Origin of the sequence: Enterococcus sp. AZ188 (assembly GCF_050544075.1) — a bacterium.
Classification (GTDB): Bacteria; Bacillota; Bacilli; order Lactobacillales; family Enterococcaceae; genus Enterococcus_D; species Enterococcus_D entomosocium.
This window is the reverse complement of the sequence record NZ_CP172943.1, coordinates 1,180,311-1,204,965: the sequence shown is the minus strand read 5'-3', so window position 1 is coordinate 1,204,965 and position 24,655 is coordinate 1,180,311. Positions and strand designations below refer to the sequence as shown.

Annotated in this window: 24 protein-coding genes and 1 tRNA gene; 5 read left to right on the top strand and 20 right to left on the bottom strand. The window is 41.5% G+C overall.

Translation table 11 applies throughout. The annotated features are described in order from the left end of the window. The first annotated feature begins 53 nt into the window (after nucleotides 1-53). The gene (locus IGI86_RS05645) at nucleotides 54-1,811 is read left to right on the top strand and encodes a hypothetical protein (RefSeq protein WP_005236931.1); all 1,758 of its coding nucleotides are present in this window, start codon (nucleotides 54-56) and stop codon (nucleotides 1,809-1,811) included. Nucleotides 1,812-1,925: 114 nt separating this feature from the next. Here the strand turns inward: IGI86_RS05645 and asnS are convergent, their stop codons facing one another. From asnS to IGI86_RS05625, 4 genes are read right to left on the bottom strand one after another with little or no spacing between them, the layout of a single operon-like run. Next, complete coding sequence (asnS, locus tag IGI86_RS05640) at nucleotides 1,926-3,224, bottom strand: asparagine--tRNA ligase (RefSeq protein WP_005236932.1); 1,299 nt, start codon at nucleotides 3,222-3,224, stop codon at nucleotides 1,926-1,928. A gap of 43 nt (nucleotides 3,225-3,267) precedes the next feature. Then, on the bottom strand, nucleotides 3,268-4,461 hold the full coding sequence (locus IGI86_RS05635) for a pyridoxal phosphate-dependent aminotransferase (protein WP_008381156.1): 1,194 nt from the start codon (nucleotides 4,459-4,461) through the stop codon (nucleotides 3,268-3,270). 50 nt (nucleotides 4,462-4,511) lie between these two features. After that, nucleotides 4,512-5,012 (bottom strand): DUF5590 domain-containing protein, encoded by a 501-nt coding sequence (locus IGI86_RS05630; protein ID WP_005236934.1) that lies wholly within the window; start codon nucleotides 5,010-5,012, stop codon nucleotides 4,512-4,514. A 48-nt stretch (nucleotides 5,013-5,060) separates the two neighbouring features. Further along, entirely contained in the window at nucleotides 5,061-7,817 is a 2,757-nt protein-coding gene (locus tag IGI86_RS05625) for a helicase C-terminal domain-containing protein (RefSeq protein WP_008381153.1), read from the bottom strand. A gap of 212 nt (nucleotides 7,818-8,029) precedes the next feature. On the opposite strand from IGI86_RS05625, the gene IGI86_RS05620 reads away from it, so the two are divergent. Further along, nucleotides 8,030-8,800 carry an SDR family oxidoreductase gene (locus IGI86_RS05620; protein WP_008381149.1) on the top strand — a complete coding sequence of 257 codons (771 nt, stop codon included), beginning with the start codon at nucleotides 8,030-8,032 and terminating at the stop codon, nucleotides 8,798-8,800. Between the two features lie 98 nt (nucleotides 8,801-8,898). On the opposite strand, the gene IGI86_RS05615 is transcribed toward IGI86_RS05620, so the two are convergent. From IGI86_RS05615 to IGI86_RS05595, 5 genes are all read right to left on the bottom strand, one after another. Beyond that, nucleotides 8,899-9,531: a YfbR-like 5'-deoxynucleotidase gene (locus tag IGI86_RS05615; RefSeq protein WP_008381147.1), complete on the bottom strand. Its 633-nt coding sequence runs from the start codon at nucleotides 9,529-9,531 to the stop codon at nucleotides 8,899-8,901. 106 nt (nucleotides 9,532-9,637) lie between these two features. Further along, the gene (locus tag IGI86_RS05610; protein WP_003126918.1) at nucleotides 9,638-9,838 is read right to left on the bottom strand and encodes a cold-shock protein; all 201 of its coding nucleotides are present in this window, start codon (nucleotides 9,836-9,838) and stop codon (nucleotides 9,638-9,640) included. 278 nt (nucleotides 9,839-10,116) lie between these two features. Beyond that, entirely contained in the window at nucleotides 10,117-11,241 is a 1,125-nt protein-coding gene (locus IGI86_RS05605) for a hypothetical protein (RefSeq protein ID WP_008381145.1), read from the bottom strand. 83 nt (nucleotides 11,242-11,324) lie between these two features. Continuing rightward, complete coding sequence (locus IGI86_RS05600) at nucleotides 11,325-12,044, bottom strand: ThuA domain-containing protein (RefSeq protein WP_008381144.1); 720 nt, start codon at nucleotides 12,042-12,044, stop codon at nucleotides 11,325-11,327. 96 nt (nucleotides 12,045-12,140) lie between these two features. Beyond that, nucleotides 12,141-13,073 carry a haloacid dehalogenase-like hydrolase gene (locus IGI86_RS05595; protein WP_430601521.1) on the bottom strand — a complete coding sequence of 311 codons (933 nt, stop codon included), beginning with the start codon at nucleotides 13,071-13,073 and terminating at the stop codon, nucleotides 12,141-12,143. Nucleotides 13,074-13,142: 69 nt separating this feature from the next. Here IGI86_RS05595 and IGI86_RS05590 point away from each other — a divergent pair. Continuing rightward, nucleotides 13,143-13,214, top strand: a tRNA-Arg gene (locus tag IGI86_RS05590). 76 nt (nucleotides 13,215-13,290) lie between these two features. Here IGI86_RS05590 and IGI86_RS05585 read toward each other — a convergent pair. From IGI86_RS05585 to sfsA, 11 genes are all read right to left on the bottom strand, one after another. After that, nucleotides 13,291-14,472 carry a GNAT family N-acetyltransferase gene (locus IGI86_RS05585; protein ID WP_430601520.1) on the bottom strand — a complete coding sequence of 394 codons (1,182 nt, stop codon included), beginning with the start codon at nucleotides 14,470-14,472 and terminating at the stop codon, nucleotides 13,291-13,293. A 60-nt stretch (nucleotides 14,473-14,532) separates the two neighbouring features. Beyond that, nucleotides 14,533-14,946, bottom strand: coding sequence for a DUF3284 domain-containing protein (locus IGI86_RS05580; protein ID WP_430617789.1), 414 nt, complete (start codon nucleotides 14,944-14,946; stop codon nucleotides 14,533-14,535). Beyond that, the gene (locus tag IGI86_RS05575; RefSeq protein ID WP_005236946.1) at nucleotides 14,933-15,127 is read right to left on the bottom strand and encodes a hypothetical protein; all 195 of its coding nucleotides are present in this window, start codon (nucleotides 15,125-15,127) and stop codon (nucleotides 14,933-14,935) included. Before IGI86_RS05575 ends, IGI86_RS05580 begins: the two co-directional genes overlap by 14 nt. 12 nt (nucleotides 15,128-15,139) lie before the next feature. Next, entirely contained in the window at nucleotides 15,140-15,361 is a 222-nt protein-coding gene (locus IGI86_RS05570; protein ID WP_005236947.1) for a hypothetical protein, read from the bottom strand. 59 nt (nucleotides 15,362-15,420) lie between these two features. Then, on the bottom strand, nucleotides 15,421-16,818 hold the full coding sequence (locus IGI86_RS05565) for a PTS sugar transporter subunit IIC (protein ID WP_005236948.1): 1,398 nt from the start codon (nucleotides 16,816-16,818) through the stop codon (nucleotides 15,421-15,423). A gap of 81 nt (nucleotides 16,819-16,899) precedes the next feature. Then, on the bottom strand, nucleotides 16,900-17,217 hold the full coding sequence (locus tag IGI86_RS05560; RefSeq protein WP_005236949.1) for a PTS lactose/cellobiose transporter subunit IIA: 318 nt from the start codon (nucleotides 17,215-17,217) through the stop codon (nucleotides 16,900-16,902). Nucleotides 17,218-17,255: 38 nt separating this feature from the next. Further along, a complete protein-coding gene (locus IGI86_RS05555; protein WP_005229471.1) occupies nucleotides 17,256-17,573 on the bottom strand; it encodes a PTS sugar transporter subunit IIB in 318 nt (105 codons plus the stop codon). 134 nt (nucleotides 17,574-17,707) lie between these two features. Then, a complete protein-coding gene (locus IGI86_RS05550) occupies nucleotides 17,708-20,422 on the bottom strand; it encodes a sigma 54-interacting transcriptional regulator (protein WP_016613177.1) in 2,715 nt (904 codons plus the stop codon). Between the two features lie 66 nt (nucleotides 20,423-20,488). Beyond that, the gene (locus tag IGI86_RS05545) at nucleotides 20,489-21,763 is read right to left on the bottom strand and encodes a DEAD/DEAH box helicase (RefSeq protein WP_430617788.1); all 1,275 of its coding nucleotides are present in this window, start codon (nucleotides 21,761-21,763) and stop codon (nucleotides 20,489-20,491) included. Nucleotides 21,764-21,777: 14 nt separating this feature from the next. Next, nucleotides 21,778-22,779 carry a Gfo/Idh/MocA family protein gene (locus IGI86_RS05540; protein WP_008381134.1) on the bottom strand — a complete coding sequence of 334 codons (1,002 nt, stop codon included), beginning with the start codon at nucleotides 22,777-22,779 and terminating at the stop codon, nucleotides 21,778-21,780. Nucleotides 22,780-22,797: 18 nt separating this feature from the next. Beyond that, a complete protein-coding gene (gene sfsA, locus IGI86_RS05535) occupies nucleotides 22,798-23,523 on the bottom strand; it encodes a DNA/RNA nuclease SfsA (RefSeq protein ID WP_016613175.1) in 726 nt (241 codons plus the stop codon). Between the two features lie 182 nt (nucleotides 23,524-23,705). Here sfsA and IGI86_RS05530 point away from each other — a divergent pair, with 182 nt between their 5' ends. Both IGI86_RS05530 and IGI86_RS05525 read left to right on the top strand, forming a co-directional pair. Next, nucleotides 23,706-24,050, top strand: coding sequence for a DUF4828 domain-containing protein (locus tag IGI86_RS05530; protein ID WP_008381130.1), 345 nt, complete (start codon nucleotides 23,706-23,708; stop codon nucleotides 24,048-24,050). Nucleotides 24,051-24,264: 214 nt separating this feature from the next. Beyond that, nucleotides 24,265-24,429, top strand: a complete 165-nt coding sequence (locus tag IGI86_RS05525; protein ID WP_008381128.1) for a hypothetical protein — start codon at nucleotides 24,265-24,267, stop codon at nucleotides 24,427-24,429. The last annotated feature ends 226 nt before the right edge of the window (nucleotides 24,430-24,655 follow it).

Genomic DNA, 24,655 nt, shown 5'->3' with positions numbered 1-24,655 from the left:
CTTGTGTTAGTATAAACATGATTTAATAAATAAGATATTTGAAAGGAAGTAACATGCAAGTCAAATCAAAGAACATAAAAAGCTTATCAATAATTATTATTTTTGCTATCTTTTTCTTATCTCCGCAAATATTTCAACGCTCACTTATAGTGGCGAATGATTGGTTATTTCATATGAATCGGTATTATGAAACATCAATGCAAATTCAAACAGGTCATTACAATTATTTTCAATCACTTTTTGGGTTTAATCAATCAGGCAGAATAATCAATGCAATGTATGGTGCAGATTTCGCTTATTTTGCAGGAGCAATTTTATCTCTTGTAAAAAGTTGGTTTCATTTCCAATTAATATTGAATTTCCTATGCTTTTTCAGTGCAGGATTTTCAATGTATTTATTGGCTAAGTCGGCACGCATCAGCGAGAACGTCTCTCTATTTTGCGGTATAATTTATATGGGTACTCCCTTAGTTATTTGGTGGTCCACTACACAAGGTTTTACTGGAGTAGGTGCAGCATTCTTGCCTTTTGCTTTTATCCCTGCAGTGAAGATGGTTCAAAACCCGAGAAACCCAATTCAACCACTATTATTCGGTGGTGTAATCGCACTTCTGTTATCAATCCATGTCTTTACTGCGTTCTTAGCTGTCATAGCTATCATTCCTTTTTTCTGTATTGGATTTTATCGAGCTCAGAATAAAATAGTGATGTTAATCAATGCTATGTTAGCTGTGATAATTGCAATCTGTTTGTCAATGAACACATTTGTTGCGATGCTTGAAGTTCAAAGTAATACTTTAATTATGCCTTTAGTCGCAAGGGATCTATACGGTGGTGGAACCTTTCTATCTACGGGCGCAATGGATTATAACAATTTTGGACTAATATTATCTACTCTTTTTCTTATACAACTCGTTGTTACCATCAGTCAATGGAAAGAGCTTACCACATTAGAAAAAGTTATAAATGTTACTGGCCTACTTTTTTTAATTGTTTCATCAAAATACTTTCCTTGGAATCATTTAACTGACTGGTTCCCAAGTTTGCTTTCTATTCAATTCTTACGCAGACTAGCCTCAATTCCTCTAGTATTATTAGTTCTTGGTTTTGGGATTACCATCGATCGTGGCATTCAAATGGTCAAAAACATACACTTTAAAAAAGCATCCTTGATTTCTCTAAGTGTAATAGCACTATTGAGTACAACAAATGGTTGGCAACTTATCGAAAACCAAGCTAGACGATGGAATTCAAGTGAACCTTTATCTGGAGACACTCGAGCAGCGGAAATACTTGAGGATGATGAAAATAAAGTACGTGCGGCACTGAGTGATTCAGATTTATCAAAAGCATTTACTGTCAGTCAAAAACCAACATCCGATTACTTACCTACAAACACAAACTTGCAAAATGGTTATTCAGCATACTCTAAAGAAATTCTTCATAACGATCTCAACTTAAATAAAGAAGTTACAGCGAAGTCAGAATTAAAACTAACTTGGGATAGTAATCAAAGTGATGAAGAAAACATCCTGCTACCTGTTATAATCTATAACAATAGTTACGTAGAATTAAACGGAGAAATGTTATCTAGTGAAGATTACACACTTTCGGAAATCGGGAGTTTGATTCTCTCAAACAATCATCAAAAAAATACCGTGATTGTTGGTTATCAACCTTCTACTTTATTCTCAATTTCGCTTTTTATCAAATTCATTAGTATAGCTCTTGTGGTAATATACTTACTCTACCAATTATTCAAAAAATTAAAGAAAACATCAAAGCCTAAAAATAAGAGAACTAGAAGCTAAAAAAAGAGGAAGCCATTAATATTGGGCTTCCTCTTTTACTTTTAGCTCCCTTTGTCTTTCTGAATAAGAAGTAAATAAATACAGCACTGACAGTTAGTCTGGCTTTCTATCTTTTTACGGATAAATCCGATTCAACAACCGTGGAAACGGAATGGATTCTCTTACGTGCTCGATTCCTGATAACCAGGTAACGGTCCGTTCTAGTCCAAGTCCAAAGCCGGTGTGAGGAACTGAGCCGTACTTGCGTAGGTCTAAATACCATGAGTATTCGTTTTCGTCTAAGCCGTGGGCGCGGATTTGCTCTAGGAGGTATTCATGATCGATGGCACGTTCAGAACCACCTATGATCTCGCCATAGCCTTCTGGTGCGATCATATCGGCACAGATCACGACATCTTCTCTCGTTGGATGTGGCTTCATATAGAAAGGTTTGATGGCTTTTGGATAGTTTAAGATAAAGACGGGCTGATCGAATGAATTGGCAATAAAGGTCTCATGTGGTGAGCCAAAGTCATCGCCCCATTGAATATCATCAAAGCCGTTCTTTTGTAATAATTCCACTGCATCATCGTAAGAGATTCGTGGGAATGGTAATTTGGTGTATTTTTTCAAGACTTCACGGTCACGACCTAAGACGTCTAACGCATAGTCACAGTTATCGAGCACATTTTGCACTAAGAATGCCACGTACTGCTCTTGGACTTCTAAACTTTCTTCTTGGTGCATAAAGGCCATTTCTGGTTCAATCATCCAAAATTCAATCAAGTGACGACGTGTCTTTGATTTTTCGGCACGGAAGGTTGGTCCAAAAGAAAAGACTTTGCCAAACGCCATAGCGGCAGCTTCCATGTACAATTGACCGGACTGAGATAGATATGCTTTTTGATCGAAATAGTTGGTTTCAAATAAATCGGTCGTTCCTTCTGGTGCTGATCCGGTTAGGATCGGTGGATCGATTTTGATGAAGCCATTCTTGTTGAAGAATTCATACGTTGCCCGGATGATTTCGTTTCTGATTTGCATGATGGCGTGTTGTTTTGAGGAACGCAACCATAAATGACGATGGTCCATCAAGAAATCTGTTCCGTGTTCTTTTGGTGTGATTGGGTAATCATGGCTTTCCCCAACAACTTCTAAACCAGAAATGCCAATTTCATAGCCAAATTTTGAGCGGCTGTCTTCCCTGATTTCCCCAGTGACCAGTACGGCAGTTTCCTGATTTAAATTTTTCGCTAATTGGAAAACTTCCTCACCTACTTCACTTTTTACAACGATTCCTTGGAAATACGCTGTTCCGTCGCGAAGTTGTAAGAAGGCGATCTTGCCGCTAGAACGTTTGTTAGCAACCCATGCTCCGATTTGAACGGTTTCGCCAACGTGTTTTTTTGCATCTAAAATTTGAATAGATTCCACTTGATTCTCTCCTATCTAATTAATAAAGGCACCATAGAGCATTTTAAGCTTTTTGGCGCTTCTTTTCAACAAAATCATGGATTCGTTTGGTAGCTTCCGCTAACGTGTCCCAATCAGTTGCATAGCTGATCCGTAAATAATCCGGTGTGCCAAAACCAGCACCAGTCACTACTGCCACGTGGGCTTCCATTAGTAAAGCTTCTACGAAGGCATCAATGGTTTGATAGCCGCACATTGTCATGGCTTCTTTGACATTTGGGAACAAGTAAAAAGCGCCTTGGGGTTTCGTCACCTGAAAACCAGGAATAGCGGCAATTAGCGGATATAGTTTGTTCAAGCGTTCTTCGAAGGCCTGACGCATCACTTCGATCGATTCTTGATTACCAGTCAGTGCCTCAACTGCAGCGTATTGGCTAGCAGCCGGCGGGTTGCTGGTAGCTTGGGAAGCGATATCGACCATCGCTTTGATGATTTTTGCATCGCCGACAGCAAATCCGATCCGCCACCCAGTCATAGAATAGGTTTTAGAAACGCCGTTGATCACGATGGTTTGTTTGCGGATCTCTTCTGATAGACTAGCGATTGATGTAAAGGTATTGCCGTTATAAACCAAACGACCATAGATATCATCCGCTATGATCCAAATATTATTTTCCACTGCCCAGTTGCCGATTGCCGTTAATTCTTCTTTTGAGTATATCGCCCCTGTTGGGTTGGCAGGCGAGTTTAAAATGATGGCTTTCGTTTGCTCTGTACGAGCGGCTTCTAATTGAGCAACAGAAACTTTAAAATCTGCTGATTGCTTAGCTTCAACAAACACAGGTGTCCCTTCTGCTAAACGGACTTGTTCCGCATAACTGACCCAGTAAGGAACTGGAATAAGTACTTCATCCTCTTCATCAAGAAGCGCTTGAAACAACGTATACAAAGCAAATTTCGCGCCATCTGTCACGATCACTTGGTTTGAATCATAGTCAGCACCATAAAACTCTTTCATATAAGCAAGAATCGCCTGTTTTAGCTCTGGAATCCCAGCAGTTGCTGTATAAAAACTAGCTTTGCCGCTCTCAATCGCTGCAATCGCTGCTTGGCGAATGTTCTTCGGGGTAATAAAGTCGGGCTCACCGACGGTTAGACTTAATACGTCTACACCTTGGTCTGCTAATGCTTTTGCCTTAGCAGATGCCGCTAACGTAGCGGAGGGTTCTAATTTTTCTGCTCTTTTTGAAAGTACCATGTTTATCATCCTTCCTACGATCCAAATTTCTGTCTATCAAAAGCGCCTTTTTATAGTTCAGTGACCGCTTTGATTTCTTCTCCATCTTTGAAACCAATCAAATAATAGTTCAAGCGGCCTTGGTCGTCTTTAGTCATGACTTCCCAAGCGGGCTCGCCTTTAAAAATACCCAATGCTGCTTTTTGGATTTCCTGCCCTTGATGGTTGTCGCGAACGAAGGCCTTGGCCTGTGCTTCCGTCAATCCATCCCCTTGATTAAAAACGGAAACCTTTTCGCCGCTTTTAGGAATGATCACGACGATCTCATTGTTATTCGTATCTTTTCCAACAATGCTAAAAGATGTTTCCTCACGGGTGAACCAATAAAATTGTTCGACCTCTGCTAAATCGGTGTATCTTTCTGCTATTTCGATCGCTTCGTTTCTTGCTTGCCGCATTGGACGAGAAGAACGGAGATAGAAAATAGAAGCGAAGAGAATAACGACCAGTAAAACCGTGATCGCACTCAGCAAAATAATCACTCGCCGATGTTCTTTGTCTTTTGTTTTCACACTTCGTACTCCAATCTTAAATAAAACTCATTATATCAGATGTTCGACTCATTTTTCAAAATCAACCGCCGCTTTTTCCTCTTGCGCAAAAAAATGTTGAATATCTTCGGCAATTTCGGTTGGACTAGCTTCAATCAGAGGTAAGTTTTTAGGTAGACCTTTGACCATCCGTTTGCCATACTTCGTTGATAACAAGCGTCGATCAAGGACGACCATCACGCCTGTATCCTCTTCAGAACGGATCAAGCGCCCCAACGCTTGGCGTAGCCGTAGAATCGCTTTAGGTAAGGCATCTTCTTTGAAAGAATCGATGCCTTCTGCTTCCAAGAAGGCATGCCGTGCTTGGACCATAGGTTGCTTAGGATTCTCAAAAGGTAAGCGAGTCACCACAGCGATCTTCAAGGCCTGACCTGGTAGGTCGACCCCTTCCCAAAAACTGCTAGTCCCTAATAAGATGCCATTTTCCGCTAATAAAAATTTCTTTAAGATTTTCTCACGGGTTCCGCCAGTTCCTTGAGCAACGATTTCTCTGCCGTAATGCAGGGCTTTTTTATTCAATCGATCATAGACATTTTTCAAAGTTTCGTGCGCCGTAAACAACACAAGCGCTGGTTGCGGATTGTCAAACAAAATTGGGACTAACGCTTCGACTAAATAATCCGCGTATTCGGCAGCTGATGCTTGTTGGATCGAGAGTCCTTTTTTAACTACATAGAGTCGAGTTTGTTTGCTGTAGTCATAAAAAGCGGGAATCGTTTTGACTGGCACATCGGTCAAGCCAATCTGATGGGCAAAATATTCTTTATTTCCTGGAATCTTCAATGTCCCCCCAAGATAAATGATGTGCTGATAGCGTTGATACCACGTGCTTTCCACGATCGAATGCCCTTCTAGATCAGCTAATTCAATCACAGCATTTCCTGACTGGGGATGCTTTTTCAACCAATGAACGTAACGAGGATGCCACCAAGTCAACCATGCGGTCACCGTTTGTTCCTGGGTTTCCATTTGACCAAAGAAATCAAACAAACGAGCAATCACGATTCGTTGTCTTGCATACCACCGATCATTGGTCAACTCGAATCGCTGACGCAACTGTTGTTGGATCTCATTGATTTCTTGATAGTAAAGGCTCAATTTCTGATGCAGCTTGTCTTGTTCTAACGTGCCATCATAGAGGTCGTCATGGTGCACGACTTGTAGCTCTGGCGCATCGATCGACAAACTGCGAAAATACTGTTCTTGTGTTTCGACCAAGATCGACAACGCGTTTCGATACAACGAGAACATCCGTTGCAGAAAGTCATCCTCGGTAATGATTTGGGCAATTTCTTCAAATAGCCCTTCTTCATTTAGCTGTAAAAACTGCCGCTTGAAGTGAGCAGAGTCAAAGACATGTTGACTAAAGCCTTCTGCTTGCTGCGGCAACTGTTGGGCTTCATCAATCAATAAGTAATCACTCGTTGGCAACAGTGGCTGCGCTCGCCGGTTTTCCTGCATCAAAAAGGCATGGTTGACGATCAAAACATTGCTTTGCGCCATCCGCTTATATAAATGTCGAACAAAATCTTGTTCATAGAAGGGTTGATCTTTGGCTAAAAAAGCAACGCCGCGATGGCGGATGTCGGTAAATAAAGGATGATCAAGTCGAACCAAGTTCAATTCATCGAAATCCCCCGTTTCTGTTTTAGTCAGCCAAACTAAGATCCCCATTTGGTATTGCGCATATTGCTTTTGCTCTATCGGTTGATCAAGGGTCGCTTTAAAACGCTGCAAATCAATGTAATGACGATGACTTTTGACCAAAACTGCTTGCAAAGGTTGCTGCAGTACTTGGTTTACCAAAGGAATGTCTTTGTTGATGATTTGATTTTGCAATAGAATTGAAGAGGTACTAACGATCAACGGATTTTCTGGTGTCACTAAATAGGCGGCTGGAAACAAGTAACCAATGGTTTTCCCCATGCCTGTTTCTGCTTCAATGATCAGATTTTTCTCTGGCTGGGTGTAATGCGTATACACTGCATTCATCAAGCGTGCTTGTTGTTTCCGATAGACTAAGTGCTGGCCAAAGCGCTGTTCTTTTTCCGTTTTAACTTTCGGATACGTTTCTTGAAAATGCGTAGATTCAAAAAGCGGGACGGTCTTTTTCCGCAAGACGATACCGTCGATCACTTCTAAATCTTCTGCCAACTCTGGGCCTTTTTCTTTTAAGATTCCATGGATATAGTCACTCGTTTGCATGCCCATTTGACCGCTTAAAAGCGCAATTTGTTTAAGGGTCGTTCGGGGCAGTTCTCGCATGATCGCTTCGATATACAAAAATAAAGCTGCGGTCACTTCTGCATCACTATCAGCTTGATGCGGGTTATCATGACGAAAGCCGATGCTATCTGCCAGATCGCCTAAACGAAAGCTGCTTTCTGTTGGTAGAAACACTTGCGCCAATTCCACCGTATCGATTCCGGGAAGTGATAAAGGCGGTAGCCCGCAACGCACAAATTCATTGCTTAAAAAATGATAATCAAAATAAATATTATGCGCCACAAAAATCGTGTTGCTGAGTAAGTTATAGATCGTATCAGCTACGTCTTCGAAATATGGCGCTTTGCTTACTTGTTGGTTTGTGATGTGTGTCAATCGTTGAATTTGCTTAGAAATTCTGCGGTCAGGGTTGATATCTGCGGCAAAACGATTGATGATCTTGCCATCTTGGACTAAGACACAGCCAAATTGAATAATTCGATCAATCGTCGAATCGGTTCCTGTTGTTTCAAGATCCACCACAGCGTATATGGGTTTCATTGTATTCCTCCTTGCACACTGTCTGCATTATACTACAAAATCAATGGCGATTACATCTGTTTTCCCACTAGATAAGAGGGTTCTCGGGAGGTAAAATTAGAAAACCAACCATTGGCGTTTCCTAGCTGAAGAAGTTTGTTGCTGTTCGCTGATCGCTTTTTTCGACAAAAAAAGGGATCTTTTTTATAATTTACTGTAAGGAGGCGAAAAAAATGAATGATTTCAAAAACAAACGAGTGATTGTAACGGGGGCTGCTTCAGGGATTGGAAAAGCGGTGGCAGAACAATTTCTAGCACAGGGCGCACTTGTTGGGTTAATTGATCGCAACGAAGAAGAGCTGCAGGAGTTTCTTGCTGACTATCAAGCACAAGCCCATTATCGAGCTGTTGACGTCACTGAAGCGGATAAGCTGCAAGAAGCAATAAGTGGTCTTGTAGAAGAACTAGGCGGTCTCGATGTACTCCATGTCAATGCCGGCATCAACGGTACCTGGACACCGATCGAAGAGCTGACAGTGGCAGAATGGGATCAGACGATCAACACAAACTTACGTAGTACCTTTATTACCGTCAAAGCAGCCATTCCCTTTATGAAAACGAACGGTGGCAGCATTGTCATTACGAGTTCAGTCAATGGAAACCGCATCTTCAGCAATTTTGGTGCGACTGCTTACAGTACGTCTAAGGCAGGTCAAGTCGCCTTTACAAAAATGGCTGCGCTGGAACTTTCTGGTTATAATATTCGGGTCAATGCCATCTGCCCTGGGGCGATCGCGACGAATATCGATGCCAGCACAGAAATTGAAGAAGAGGTTGCTCGCGTTGAGATCCCCGTCAAATATCCAGAACGTTCTCGACCATTAAAGCAAGAAACAGGCGTGCCAGAACAAGTCGCCAACCTTGTGCTTTTTCTATCTTCAGAGGCTGCCGGCAATATTTCTGGAACGGAAGTCTATATTGATGGAGCAGAATCTTTGCTTTAATCCAACAAAAAAACGAAAAATCAAACCTGATCCCCTCACTTGTTTCATTGAAGCCCTTGAGATGGATCATTTCTTGATTTTTCGTTTTTTCGTTTGGGTTATTTTTCCACCAAAGCCGCGATTTCTTCTAGAAAAGCAGTCTTGCCATAAAAATCTGCATTTAGTAACTCTGGAAAAATGGCTTCAAAGAAATAAGTGACACACGGACGATGCTGAAACTCTTTGACGGTTAAAACGGCCTCTCGAAACATTTCTTTGTATACTTTATCTGGGTTGCTTTTTGAGATCTCTTCAAAAGATTCATACAAAAGATCGATCTTATCCGCAATTGCTAATAGCTGCCCTTCAAGGCTGTTGTCTTTGCCATCCGCTAAGCGTCTGCGATACGTTGCTTGAAAGCTTCCTGGAATTTCTTCTTCGATGAAGGCATCGGTCATTTTTTCTTCAACGGTTGATAACATTGCCCGCAATTCTTTGTTCGCATATTTGACCGGCGTTTTGATATCACCGATGAAACGTTCAGTGTAATCATGATTCAAGGCTTTTTCGTAGAGAATTTGCCAATTGACTTGATTCCCCGCCTTTTCTTCGATATCAGCTAAGGTCTGGGCAATCATCGTTACTCGAAATGAATGAGCAGCTACACTGTGCTCAGTAAACTTAAAAAAACCCGGCGCTCGTTGGATCTTCTCTAAATTAGCCAATCCGAGAATAAATTCATTCAATCCCATAAATGTGCCTCCTTTTTTTAAGAGTATAACAACTCCTTTGTCTGCAAGCAACTATCTCGCGCACAAAAAAAGAGCAGCTAAGCTGCTCTTAAAAGGCATTCACTAATTATGCTTTGTTAACGTTAGTCGCTTGAGGGCCACGTTGTCCGTCTTCGATATCGAAAGTCACTGCTTGACCTTCTTCTAAAGTTTTGAAGCCTTCGCCTTGGATAGCTGAGAAATGAACGAATACATCGTTACCGTTTTCTGCAGTGATGAATCCAAAACCTTTGTCTGAGTTAAACCATTTAACTGTACCTGTTTCCATAATAAAAATCCTCCTTGTGTTTATACACATATTTTGCAATTACTTGTATAAGGTGAAAATGTGGAAGATGTTTAAGATGAAACAAGCTACCATAATTTACCGTAACAAAAACTACACTTTGTATTATAGCACATTATCTTCATTATGACTAATAGAAAATCAAAAAAAATGAAAACGCCTTAAATTTTTTATGATTCGCAAAAAGACTGCTGCATTAAAGATCTGCAACAGTCTTCTCTTTTTTGGAAACGATTTATTTACGAATGTCGCAACTGCGTTTAGTAACGCAAAATCGCCGTCAAACTTTTTTCTCCAGGGGCATCTTTTTGTTCCAAGATAGATACCTCACCGCCGTTTTCTAAAACATCGATTGCCAGCGTATTTAACACTTGGCGACGATCATACTCTGTATCAGGATCTTCTCCAAACCCATCGGCGAGATTTGAGGTAGCCACAAACAGATTGGCGATCCGGCCTTCTTTGGCTGCAGGCACGATATCAACCAATTGGTCAATAAATTTTCGATCCAACAGCTTGCCGTATTCCCCAACTTCTTTTTGTGTCAACTCCGCAATCAGCTTTTGCGTACACGTTTGGATCTCTTTCAAAGATAACGACGCTGGTGAAGAAGAAATACTTGGATCTGCTTTGAAAAAGTTGGTTTTTGCCACTTTTTTAAACAGCGTTTGATTTTCTGGTAATGCAAACAGATACATTGGTAAATGCTCTTCATTTGAAAAATCATTCTTGAAAAATGCATCAACTGCTTGGTAGTAGTTGACGTGATCGATCTCGACTTCTTCATCTTTGGCACTAAAGCCGTGATAAGCAACGCCTTCTCCCCCTGAGTTAGGGCCACCTTGAGCACTGTAATTAAAGTTACCACCACCAGTGACTTCTTCCCCCAGCGCTTTTTCAATCGTCGTCGGTGCCTCTTCTGGCAACTCGACTTCACGCACTTGATTGTTTTCAACTTGATAGACTTGCATTGAATCGCGATTCAACGCTAAGAGATAAAATGGGTAATTAAATTGTGCATTTTTGATGACAGCTAATACATAAGGGGTTTCCCCTACGTAATATTGATCATCCACACGAATACTTAACCGATGGACCAGTACCTCTTCTGGGGTGATAATCACCGCCACACTTGTTGTACTGTTGCGCCAAAATGATTGATCTGCAAGCAGTTCATCAATTTTCGTTTGAAAAAGATCCCAAGAATGTTCTGGGTATTTCTTTTCAAAGCGGCGCTTCGCATCTTTGGCAAAGTTCTTAAATTTGATTTGATCCTTTTCGACATTCTGGTGGCCGACATGCGTATTGAGCATGATCGTGACAAATGGTCCTTTGATTCCGTCAGATATTACCTGCGATAAAAAACTTTTTCCAAATTTTCCCATTCCACATTACCTCCTGCTTAATCAAATACAAATAAAGTGTACCATGCTTATTTTCTTCCATAAAGTAAAACGATTGCACGCGTTTATTTCCTCATTCGTTTTTCTGATGACTCACTATACTGGCTATTTTTCAGCGGATCAGCCAATGTATTTCTGGTGGCCCATAGAAAGCCTCGTTTGGTCCAAGTCTGAATGGTCGGCTCTTTCAGCTCTTTTAGACTGTGTCCAACGGATTGGAAAAAGACTCTGCCCTTGCCCCATTTTTTGATCCACATCATTGGCAGTATGACTTCTTGGTTAGCTGCATTCGGATGATCTTTAGCGGCAAATGTTGAGGTAGCTAACACAGTGACGGCTGGATCAACCAAGCAATAGTATTGCTCCGTCGTCAACTGAGGGATCGATTGCGTATTTGCCGTAATATAGTGATTTGTCGTAAGATCGATGCTATAGGTCGTTTCCAAGCCGCCAGGATGTGCCAAAAAACAGCCTCCAGTCAGAAACAACCAGCCTTTACTGGCTTGAAAAGCCGAAGCAAAGCCGCCATGAACTCCTGCTAATCCTACTCCTTCTGCTACAGCCTGAGTGACATTTTGCAGCGGCTCATCAGGTAATTCTCCACGCGTCCAATTCATGATCAACAGATCCAGCCTTTTTAATTCTTCTTTATGATAGAGAGGTTCAAAATCTGAGGCGAGTGTCACCTGATATCCTTCTGACTCCAGCAACGTTTGGTAAAACTGACTGGTTTCTTTTGGGGCGTGTCCTTCCCATCCTCCGTAAATGATCAATGCTTGTTTCATTTTGTGTTTCCTCCTTTCTTTCTAACTTAGCGAAAAAAACGCAAAAAGCGAAGCAGAACGATTCTTCGTTTTCCTTCGCTAGTAATTTTTTCTGATTTAACGATTAATTGAACGCCCGACACGATTGATCGTATGGCGCATGCCTCTAATTGCAACCGATGTTTCGAAAATATTTTCGGTCGGTGCCATGCCGCCATAGCCGGCATCACCGATATGCTGCAGATCGACCCCACAGGTTTTGTTGATAATGGCTAATTGCCGCAACGTTTCTGGACGTGCGCTTTCTTGACTCGTTCCGATCGCTGACATCGTCAATAAGTCATATTGTTTGGCAATTTGAACAGCTTCAATCAGATCCTTTTCTAGAAAGCCTTGAATCGAGCCAACGGAAGGCAGTAACAAAATATCTGCCCCAGCTTCAGCGTAAGAAATGATGGCTTCTCGATCAACCACAGGCTCATCTGAGCCGGCACTGTGCATTTTTCCAGCGATGATCAACCCAGAGAAATGTTCTTTTGCCAATTTTACTGCTTTAGCGATTTCTCGGTTGGTCACACCTGTTCCAGGATTGCCTGTAAAGCAGAGAAAGTCCACCCCGAGTTCTTGGGCTTTTTTGATGGTGTCAACCGAACTTGTTCGGCCTTGACTGATGCTGATCTTTTCACTCATCATCTCCGTCGTAGCTGGGATCGGCTCAAGATTGATGCCGACAGGTCGTCCAATCAGTTGTTTTAGTTGAGGAATCGGGTTTTCAATCGGTTGTTTAGGATCAAGCAGCTGCTCCAATGTGATACCAGGCATCCCAAAAATAGCTGGGCGATAACAATCAAACCCATTCAACAAAATTAAGTCAGCCCCAAAAGCTGCCGCGACTTCTGCGTTGGTGATATCGCCAGCTTGCGGCATGGTTTGAACCACCGTTTCACAGATGATTACTCGTCCTTCGCTCGCTTTAATGGATTGTTTCAATTCTTGCGCCGACATTTCTTTGATTTCACTATAGTTTGCACTTATCAATCGTTTGACCATGTTTTTCTTCCTTTCTTTTCCTTCTCATCTTGCGAGAAACACGAATAACAGGTAAAATATAGCTATTGTGTTCCCTTAGTTAAATGGATATAACAAGTCCCTCCTAAGGATTAGTTGCTGGTTCGATTCCGGCAGGGAACGTTTTTTGAAGAAAAAGATTCCTTATTTTTAAGGAATCTTTTTTTGTTAGAAAGTGAATGCGTCTGTGTCGATTGGCTTAGAAATAGTCTTCCAATAGTGGTTTTCCTGTTGGCAAGTTTTCCTGAATCAACACTGCAGCTTCCTGGTCCGTTTCCATTTGCTGGAAAAAGACCAGAGAATCGAGGGATTGTGCCTGCAAGAACAGCTGCACAAAACGCTGAATCGACAAGGTTGCTTTTGGCAGCTTGGTGGCCGTCGTTTTCGTGACCTGATGCTGAGCGTTTTCGATTGTCACTTCATAACACCCATTATTCCATGGGGCATATTCATCCCCTTGAATTTCTATGGCAAAACGACCAGCTTTTTTCATCGTAAATGGATAACTTTTTAGAAACCCTTCCACATCGATGACGCGCGCCATCATGTCCGGGCGCACTTGGTAGTGAGACAATGGTTTGGCCGCGTTTGCTTGTAGGACTTCCCCATCAAACCCTGGTCGATAGTTAATCTGTGCTACTGAATCTGCATGGGAGACGATAAACCGATTAAATCCTTGGTAAGCATTCGCAGTCAAATAGCCCCACTCTTGAATATCGAAACGTCCTCCCTCGATAAAGTAAATCAAGTAGCCTTCAGGGACCCCTGCTTCATTGCGATAAATCGCAAACGTATACGGTCGGCGCAAAACAAACTTGATTTCTTCCCACCAGGGTTGGCGAATCAGTCCGCCCTTTTGATGGCGCGGCAATTGATGATAAATCTCGTGAATGATCGGCTGTGCTTCCTCCCAATTCATGCGTTGAATCGTTCCATTCACTTTCTTGCCATCGGGCCATTGATGCGCATCGACTTCATAAACCGTCCGTTCAAAAGTATACTCATACCCATATCTGCGATAAAAAGCAAAGGAGAAAGGTGCCAGATAGGAAAGAACGATTTTTTGTTCATAGCAGTCCTTAATGATTTGTTTCATGATCCGATCGATCCGACCTTGGCTGCGATACTCTGGATACGAAGCCACAAAACCGATCCCTGCCATCGGATAACTCGTTCCATGAAAGTTCACATCAAAAATCGTTGCCATGATTTGGCTCGCCAATTTTCCATTCCCATCGTAGGAACCATAATTCCAAGAATTTTCCGCAAGCTTGCGATAGCGCTTGATATTTGTTTCATTCAATTCCCACTGAAAGGCATAAGAAACCAAGTCCAGTACTTCTTGCGAACCAAATTCGGTCATTTTTTTGACATCTGTCATTCCTTCATCTCCTCTACTTGAAAACACGCAAGAAACGCAAAAAAGGCGTCAGTCGACCCCTTAATATGCTTCTTCCATCATACTCAACATTTTTTTAAATTGCTTGCGTTTGAAATATCCTAGAATCGTACCTAAGAGCATGTCATTTAATTGCTGAATCATGCCTTCAGAAGTCATTTTTTCTTCATAATGCAAGTTGCACTGCGACTCGTCTATCGCTTCGATCTGATAGTGTACACGGAAGGTATTTTTTTTCGTCGCCGTTTGGAACACATAGGCTTGATTCTTCTTGACCGTTTCGATTGTTATGGTGGCATTACTATCTTTATAAAACTGTTTAAGATAGCTGTATCCTTCTAATTGCTCTTCAGTAAGTGTTTGATCTGTCGCTTGTTTAATATCATGTAAAACGGAATCGATGATCGTCTTATATAAAAAGTCAGCGGGTACATTCATTTTTTTAGTGATTTCCATCTTGCGCCTCCTTGTCTTTCTTGTTGCGTTTGTGTCCAATTGAAGCCATGATTCCTCCAATAGCCATTAGAATGACTGACGTGATGAGATTCACCCAGTGGTATTCACCTGACTGCGCGTTAGCGCTGTATATAAATAACATACTACCGATGCTTATAAAAAACAATCCATTTTTAAACATGATATCACCTCACTATTGACTAACGACGTTAAAGTATAGTACTCGACCCCAATCAGTATTTTTGATTGCGTCTTTGGCAAGTTTCGCTGCTTTTTCTTTGTCTTCTGCCGTTGTTTCAAAAATCAACTGAATCCCTTTTTTTTCTTTAAAGGTATACTTGATCTCACCTTCTGTCAAAGACTCAAGTAATGCTTTGATGTTGTCTTGTTGCATCGCGGAATTTACAATAATCATTTTTTCTCCTCCTAAAAAAGATAGCTAGATGGGTGAAGCCACCCATCTAGTTTATTTGATTAGTTCTCTTGGTCTGCTGGATTGATTTTGTTGGCAGCAATAATAAATGGTGCCCAGATCAATAAAGCTACAGCCAAATTAATAATTGTCAAGATGATCGCACGCCAGTCTCCACCGGTAGCTAAGAAGCCGCTTAGGATCGTTGGCATTACCCAAATCACATTTACCACAACTGGTGCAACTAACCCTAAAGTTGTTGCAAAGTAAGCAATCGTTGCTGTAACTAACGGTGCAACAATAAATGGAATGATAAACAATGGGTTTAACACGATTGGTAGACCAAACATTACTGGTTCATTGATATTGAACAAACCAGGTCCAATCCCTAGTTTACCAACTGTCTTATAGTCGGCACGTTTAGAGAATAGCAAGATTGCGATCAAGAGCATTAAAGTCACACCTGCTCCACCAGGCCAAACAAATGCTTCGAATGAACCTGCTACCCATTTATAAGGAACAGCTTCCCCTAATTGATAAGCATTAGTATTTTCAACCATTGCCACACCGTAGATCGATTGTAGAACAGGTCCCATGATATTTGTTCCATGTAATCCAAAGAACCACAAGACATGGACAAGTAAAACAATGATAAATACGGCAAAGTACCCTTGAGAGAGACCCAATAATGGTTTTTGGATCGATTCGGAGATCCAGTCAATTATCGGCATACCGACAAAGCGTTCAAATAGATAGTAAATCAAACCTGAAGCATATAGTCCGGCAATCCCAGGGATAATCGCTGCAAAGGCACGGGAAACTGCTGGTGGCACTGAATCTGGCATTTTGATAATAATATTTTTTTGCATCAATTTTGCAAAGATAATAACTGAAACGAAACCAAAGATGATTGCCGTGAACAATCCAGAGCCACCCATATAGGCGCTAAATGGGAAGTAGCCCCAGCCTGCAGCGCTGATCGTTGAACCATCTGCTGCAAATCCTGATGTAGCACTTGTACTGTTGATCATGTCTACCACGTTTGCTGGTAGTGCTTCTTCTAACGCTAAAGAAAGAGAAGCAGATTGTGGAATACCCATAATAAATGCTGCTAAAGAGACCAACGCACCTGATAGTGCATCAACATTGTAAGCCTTCGCTAAATTATAACCGAATGAAGCTGAGAAGATAACCGCCATAATTGCTAAGGTACCTGTCCAAACTAAACCATTGACTGCGATCACTGGCGTGAAAAATTTCGTGATTGCATTGTCCGCACCAAGATAAGTGTTTGGAAAATCACGCATGAAGGCGTTCAGTAATACTGCAATTGCCCCAGCCATCGTTGCTGGCATCATTCCGATAAAAGCATCCCGCAAGGCAACCAAATGCTTTTGCGCACCAATCTTAGCTGCAACCGGGAGAATGTGTCTCTCCATCCAACTTGTTAATCCATCCATTCTTAATTCCTCCTATAAGTTCTATTCGTCAAAGAAGATTTTTTGATTCATCGACAATAACTACTTCTATCCGTTCAAAGATTATTCGTTATTTAGACGTCGATAGACATCAATGATTTCTTTCGCTAAATCGGTAAATGCGATTGACGTCATTAGGTGATCTTGTGAATGCACGGTCAACAATGTCACGGTCATATGATTGCCTTGCGCTTCTTGTGTCAACAATCCTGTTTGCGAATGATGCGCTTCCACAAGAGATGCTTCAGCATCTTTGATTTTTTGGTCAGCTAATTCGAAGTTCCCTTCTTTTGCTGCCGCGATTGCTTCCATTGCGTCACTTTTTGCATTACCACCATACATGATCAATCCCATAATGGCTTCCAAATTTTGCTCATCCATCTTTAAAAATCCTCCTTACACTTCGATCCTAAAAAATCTTAGTTCATTAATGTTTCTGCTTGTTGCAATACTTTTTCGCCGTTCATCATGCCATAGTCTGCCATGTTGATCACGTCCAAAGGAATGCCTTTTGGTGCTAATTTTTGTTCAAATTGTGATTTCATGAAACGTACTTGTGGTCCTAACAATAGAACATCGACTGGTTTTGACTCCAAATGTTGGTCGGCTTCTGAAGCTGAAACAGCAAAGATATCTGCTTCCATTCCTTTAGCTTCGGCTGCTTTTTGCATTTTTGTCACCAATAGACTGGTACTCATTCCTGCTGAACAAACCAGCATAATCGTTTTTTTCGCCATCGCGCATCTGCTCCTTTCTGTTGTAAGTTACACTTTACTATAAAGCAAAAAGTGTGCCAAAAAAAAATAAGTTCAGACCTTTATTTATCAATGGTCTGAACCAATTTCTCGTTTACACACTCGCAGTTTTTTCATTACACACTAAAATTGTGTGCGGATTCATCATAATTTTTGATTTTGTTTTCTAAAAACATTTGGGTTAAATAGGCGATCTCATCTTCAGAAAATTTGATTTGATAATTTTTTTCAATTTGTAATAAATGGGTTCGTAAAACATCCATTTCAATTCGGTACCGTTTTTGGAAAGTAGCTAAGTTGACGAAAGTACGGGAAGGCTCCTTCTTCAATAAACTTTCTACCAAAAAGGCTAAATGAATGACTAATCCTGCATCGACGGTTGGTTCTACAATCACATGCAATTGATTTTGAATCTGATGAACGATTCGTTGCAGACTTTCGATCAGATGATAGACGGACCCAACATGAGTTATCGTATTTTCCAATGAACGCACGATCTTTTCGATCGGCACTTCATCTGAAGCGATTCGTTTTAGCACATTCAAGCGATTGTCATCAAAAACATCATAGGCGGAGAAAAACGGAATGTTTTGATAATCGATCTCGACGGTGCCGGCAATAGCTTTGATCTCATATTCTTCTAGCAAGCCGTCAATATGTTTTTTGAAGGTTTCTTTTTCAATAAATTGCATTTGGATGATCTCGACTTTTGATTGATCGACGACGGGATAAATTCGTTGATAAAGTTTGGCAGCGACACCTTCCCCAGTAAAGCAAGTAACGATGACTGCCTTTTTATTTCCTTTTGCTTCACGAACCGTACGGAACTGTTCTTGTACGATGGTTTCAAAAGAACGCTGAATGTTTTGGTAGATATCTTCTAAACTGCGCCCACTCTCTGCCATCCGCAAAGCTTCTAAAACAATCATCGTGCTGACCATCGAAATAGCTTTCGTACGAATCCCCGTCTCTTCGGAAATCAAATTCGCAAAGGAATTGAGGGAGCCCATATCGGTTAAAAGCAATAAGCCATTGCTCATCTTCTCTTTGTTTTCATTGATATAATTCAACAGCTGGTCATACATTTGCCCGACTTCCATATCCAAAGACATATTCATTGCCTTGCCATGGTCGGTCTCCAGCAGCTCTTGGGCTGTCTCCAGCATACTGCTGGCAGTTGCCTTGCCATGCATCAAGACAATGATCTCGATTTTTTCAAGGGGCAATGGCGAAGGCTGTTTGACTTGAATCGCTAAAAACATACTGATAAAGCCGATTTCATCAAATGGGATCTCGACATGACGTTCCTCTTCAATGATCGTCGATAAATCCATTGCCACTTGAAATTCGGATTTTAAGTTTTTTCTAATCGTGTTCAAATCCGGATGAACGATCATATGTCCCTCTTTAACACGTTCCAGCGTACTTTGCAAATGCAACGCAAAGGCAAAACGGGCTTTTTCACTATAAGTTCGATCTAACCTCTGACCTGCCAAGTCATAAAGAACATTGGTCAGTTTCCAAATGTCTTCTGGAATCAACTCTTTATGAACAGGGTTTTGGATCAATTCTTCGACATATTTTTCAAAGTAGGCATCCACATCCTTAGAGATCAAGTTTTCTAAATCAACATTGGCTACACCGGTTTCAATCAGTGTGCTGACTTTTTCTTCGATCTCATTGTACACCTGCATATTCCGTTGCGGATCACGAGACCAGACAACATCTGGGTCGCCGGGTTCGAAACTCAGAAAGTCGCCTTTGCCATCTAAAAACCGATCCAAGCGTTCTGACATTTCTTTGATCTTCAACAGCCCTTTTTGAACTTGCAGTGAGCAATCGCCTTTTCGAATCAGGAGGTGTTTTTTCCCATAGGTCCGATAATGTAAGAATGCCTTCGCACAGACGAGTTTCAGGTCTCGCTTGATTTGACCGATGTTGCCTTCTGCATCATAGAGCATAAAGGCCAATATCGCATCTCGCTCGACATCGATCCGCTGATTTAGACGGGTCGCCTCTTGCTTGATAAACAAGGAAATGATTTCATACCGTTCATCTAGCGAACGACTTTCCACATTTGGCAAAGTAATAGCCATGGGAATTCGCCGATTGAAGGTTGTCAAAAAGGTTTCTGATGATTCAGTGGTGGCACCAATGATCTGCACGGCGGCTTCATGAACTTGGTTGCTTTCCCCTAATGGGCGGTAGATCCCTTTGTCAATGAAGGTAAAGAGCATTTCTTGGCCTTCTGGCGGCAGTCGATGGATCTCATCCAAGAACAATATGCCGCCATCGGCTTTTGCCATAAGTCCTGGACTATCTTCTGCAGCACCTGTGTAGGCCCCTTTTTTGATGCCAAAGATGTGACCAAACAACAACTGCGGATTTTGTGCATAATCCGCACAATTAAACGATACGAAAGGAGCATCTTTTTCTAACATATTTGATTCAACCGCAAAGTGATACATACATTCGGCAAATAAGGATTTACCGGTACCTGTCTCTCCAAAAATAATGGTATGGAGTCCTCTAGGCGGATATAAAATTGCTGCTTTGGCTTGCTGGATACTTACTTTTAAAGAAGCTTGAACCCCAACAAGACTTTCAAAACTCACTTCAGAGGAAACATCCACATGCACCGTTTCTTCTAATGGCTCATAAACGACCGGACGGCCGGAACGTTTGCCGATTTTCTTTTCTTTATAAAGCTCACTGAGATAACGGCTTGCATTGCTGCGATCGATTTGTAAGATTTTAGCGACGTCAACTGCGGTCAACCCTTGCTTATGCAGTTCGATCGTTTGAAAAATCTCTTCTTTTCGCGAATTCATTCGATAGCCTCCTCATTTTTTTACACACTAATAATAAACAACGTTAATGGTAACACAAAAAGACACTCAATGGCGTCTTTTTCCTTTGTCTTTTTGCTTTTTCGTCTTTTTCTTGGTCTTTTTAACAGGAGTGTGTAATTTTTCAGATGGTTTCTTGGAAATTTTCTGCACACTTACTATTTTCGTTTCTTTCTTGCTTTCCTTTTCGATAACAGGTGCTTCTGTGTGTAATTGTCCCCCATGCAGATAGACTTCCTTGAGTTCTATGGACAATTGATTCGCGATTTTTTTCAAATCCTTCAACGAATGGTCTTGAACGATCGTGACGACGGTTCCTTCTTTGCCCATTCGTCCAACACGTCCTGCCCGGTGCAGATAGGATTCTTTTTCTAACGGGACTTCCGTATTGATGACATAAGGCAAATCCACCACATCTAAGCCGCGAGAGGCGACATCGGTCGTCAATAATTCTACTAGTTTTCCTTGACGGAAGCTCTCCAGTGCGCCTTTTCGGGCAAGTTTGTTTTGGTCAGATGCTAATGATGCCACCGGCAAGCCGTGAAACAGCAGTTTTTCTTCTGCATTTCCCATTGCGCTTAATTCATTGAAGAAAACCAAGGCTTGAAAGCTTGGTAAATGAGCAAAGCGCCTTAAAGCATCCACGATTCGTCGTTGCGGATAATTCAAATAGTAGTGATGGATCACGCCTTTGCTCTGATCTTCTTGGGTAACATCAATGATCAGCGGCTCTTTTGTCACCAATGGTCGAATCTCATCAATCACTTCGTTAGCGGTTGCTGAAAAGAAACTACGCTGGATTTGTTTTGGCAATGTTTGATTGATCTTGGCAGCCAGTGTGAAGGCCCCTTCTTTCAATAATTGGTCAACCTCATCTAATACCAACGATTGCAACTGCTGGGTCTTGATTTTTTTTGCTTTGATCAATTCTAACACTCGGCCTGGGGTGCCAATCAAGACCTCGGGCTTGTCTTTCAGTCTTTCCACTTGGCGTTTTGTACTTGCGCCACCAATTAGCGGCAGAACGGTCAAACCAATGGCTTGGGCCCATTCCCGGGCCACTTCTGTGACTTGCATCGCTAATTCTTGTGAAGAAGTCAAAATCAGCAACTGATTGCCTTGCTTTGCCTCGACTTTTGTTAACAGTGGCAAGAGGTACGCCAAAGTTTTACCAGAACCGGTCGGTGAGACTCCAATGACAGACTCACCATCTTTTAAAGGGCCAAAGGTTTTCTCTTGTATCAAGGACGGTGCGTGATACCCTGCCGCCTGCCATTTTTCCTGCCAGATGTCTGGCAATTGTGTCAATTCAAATACTGTCATAAATGTTCCATTCCTTATTTTTTATCTGCATCAAAAATGATGCCTGCTTGTTTACGCATAAGAGCGATGGTTTCATTGACACTGCGAGCAAGTTCCACCCATTCCTCATACCGTTGTCCTTGTTGGGGATCATTTTTGTTTTCGATGATGTCTGCAAAGTCTTGTGCTTCTTCGATCATCGGGTTTTCTAAAGCACTTACTGCTAATGCCTGGGTTTGTTTTGTTTTTCGCTCATAAAATGCGGCTTCTTCGATGGCATTGACGGCATTTAGGTCTAATGTACCGTCTTCAAAATAGATTTCTGAACGCAACTCTGAATCAGCGATTTTTCCTGTTTGGATTGTGACATCAAAGTCAGCATAGCGCAACACTGCAGTCCCGATACCATCTACACCAGTCGGTAATTTACGGGCAAAATAATGAACATCTTGCGGTTTGCCAAACCAAGCGACCGCCGCATAAATCGGATAGACGCCCAAATCTGCTAAGGCACCGCCAGAAAAATGTGGAGAAAAAATATTTGGTTCCTCCCCAGCTAGTACAGCGTCATAACGAGACGAATATTTCATATAAGAAAAGTTCGCCCCAAGAATGGCACCGCGTGTCGGTAAGAATTCGGCTACAGTAGAAAAACTTGCTTCATGGATGTTGCGAGCTGCTTCAAAGAATAATACCTGTTGCTGATTTGCCAATTCGATGATCTCCGCCATTTCCTCAGGCGTTGAAAAGGCTGGCTTCTCCACAATGACATTTTTTCCTGCTAAAATACCTTGCTTGGCTTGTTCAAAGTGCAAACTATTCGGAGACGCGATGTAGACCGTGTCCATATGAGCTAAGCCAAAAAAAGTGTCCAGATCGGTCGCATACTCGATATCCCCATATTTTTCTCCAAAACGTTGTGCCGTTGCTAACTTTCTTGAGTATACGGCAACCAATTGATAGCGTTTGGTTTCGTGGGCTGCTTGTACAAATTGATCGGTGATCCAATTTGTGCCGATAATCCCTAAATGAATCATGTTTTTTCCTTCTTTCTTCTATAGATTAGGGTCGTCAAAGACGACATTCAAATCAAAAGGGATTGGTTCTTTGACCGTGATCATCCCTTGGTTTACTTGGCAATTATAGGCAAACACTTCGACACCCTTGCTTTGCGCTTCAGCGATTTTAGTGGCCAGATCCGGTTGCATCTGTCGATGGATCGTGGCGATTTGCACCGCTTCAAATTGGATCATAAACAAAACCGCCGCATAATAGCCAGCTTCTTTGGCATGGATCAATTCATTGACGTGTTTCAAGCCACGAATGGTTGGTGCATCTGGAAAAGCACCGACTTGCTTGTTTTCAAGGGTCATTCCCTTGATTTCTAAAAAGCCTTTTTCTTGTTCATCTGTTTCAAAATAAAGGTCGAATTTTGATGTCCCATAGACAACTTCCCTTCGCAAAAGCGCGATTCTCCCTTTGATATTTGGCAACTGGATCGTGCCATCCAAGAGGCCTTCATAGCCTAAACGATTCGGTACTTGACTATCGATGTTGATCCATTGGTCTTGTTTCTTGACTGAGATCAAGTCGTAATTGGTTTTGCGTTTCGGATTGTCCCAATATTGCAGGGTAACAAGCGCACCTTTGTGCAAGAGCTCTTTTCCTCGTCCGGTATTTTTTACATGGACGATTACTTCTTGACCGTCAACGAGACATCGGGCAATGAACCGGTTGTCTCGCACGAGAAACGTGGCTAAAAGGGTATTCGGATAATTCATTTTCTCACCTGCTCTTTTGAATCATAGCATATTTTGATAAAAACTTCTAAACTTCAAACTAAAGTACCATGCTTTTTTACCTTCTCATGGTATACTTATGGCAATTATTTTCTAGTGCGAAAAAGTGGACACCTGTCCACAAGGCACAACTTGATGAATCGTAAATGATAGGACGTGTATAAATGAAGAAAAGGTCTATTTTGATTGGTTTATCTCTTGCAACGGGCGTGGTCAGCTCCTTGCTGTTGCGAAAAGAAAAACAAAAAAATGAGAATCGCCAGAATTTCATTGGTAATTGGCGTTTTACTTCCAAGACAAAAGAAGATGTCACGATAGAAATAGCCAATGATTATTCGTTGACCATCGAAGGCAAGCCTTTGACTGCTTCCATCGTTGAATTGACTCCGATGCGGTTAGTTTTACTGGACACATTTGGCTATCATTTAGTTCTTGAACAAAAAGGCTCCGTCATTACTTTATATGATGAAGCAGAAGATTGCCACTATTCTTTGACAAAAATCATCTAAAATCGCTGAGAAAGACAAGTTCATGTTTTCTTCACATTTTCTTCGGTCAATTCTCAGACTTTTTATCAGCATTTCTTGGCAATCCATGCTATCATTAACTTAACAAGTGGTTGAACAAGGTGTTCCGTTGAGTGATGTTTGATCGTTCATAGATTAAGGTGTAGGTTCGATTCCTACCTTCCACATTTATTTTAAATAGAAAGAAGGGATTTTTATGTTAACGACCTTTATTTCACTCTTTTCCATCTTTGCTTTAGCTGCATTGTTAGCTGGGACATTCTTTTTAGCAAAATTGGCTATGCAACAAGAAACGAAGGCGGTGAAAGTTCCCGTCAGAGTCCAAAACCAAAACCCGAGAATCCATTCCAATCGTCGCTAAGTGAATCAGTTTGACCCTATGTCAATTCACAAAAACTTGCCTTCTATTTTATAGGAAGGTAAGTTTTTTTGTTAGCTATTATTTACAGTAACCAACCTTAGTCACGTAACGTCTCAGTTTGTCTACTGAGGGATCGGTCTTACGCAATTAAATGCTAAGTTTTCTCTTAGAGTATTGCAACGGTGGATACTCTTTGTTAAAATTTTTGCTTAGATACAACTTTAAA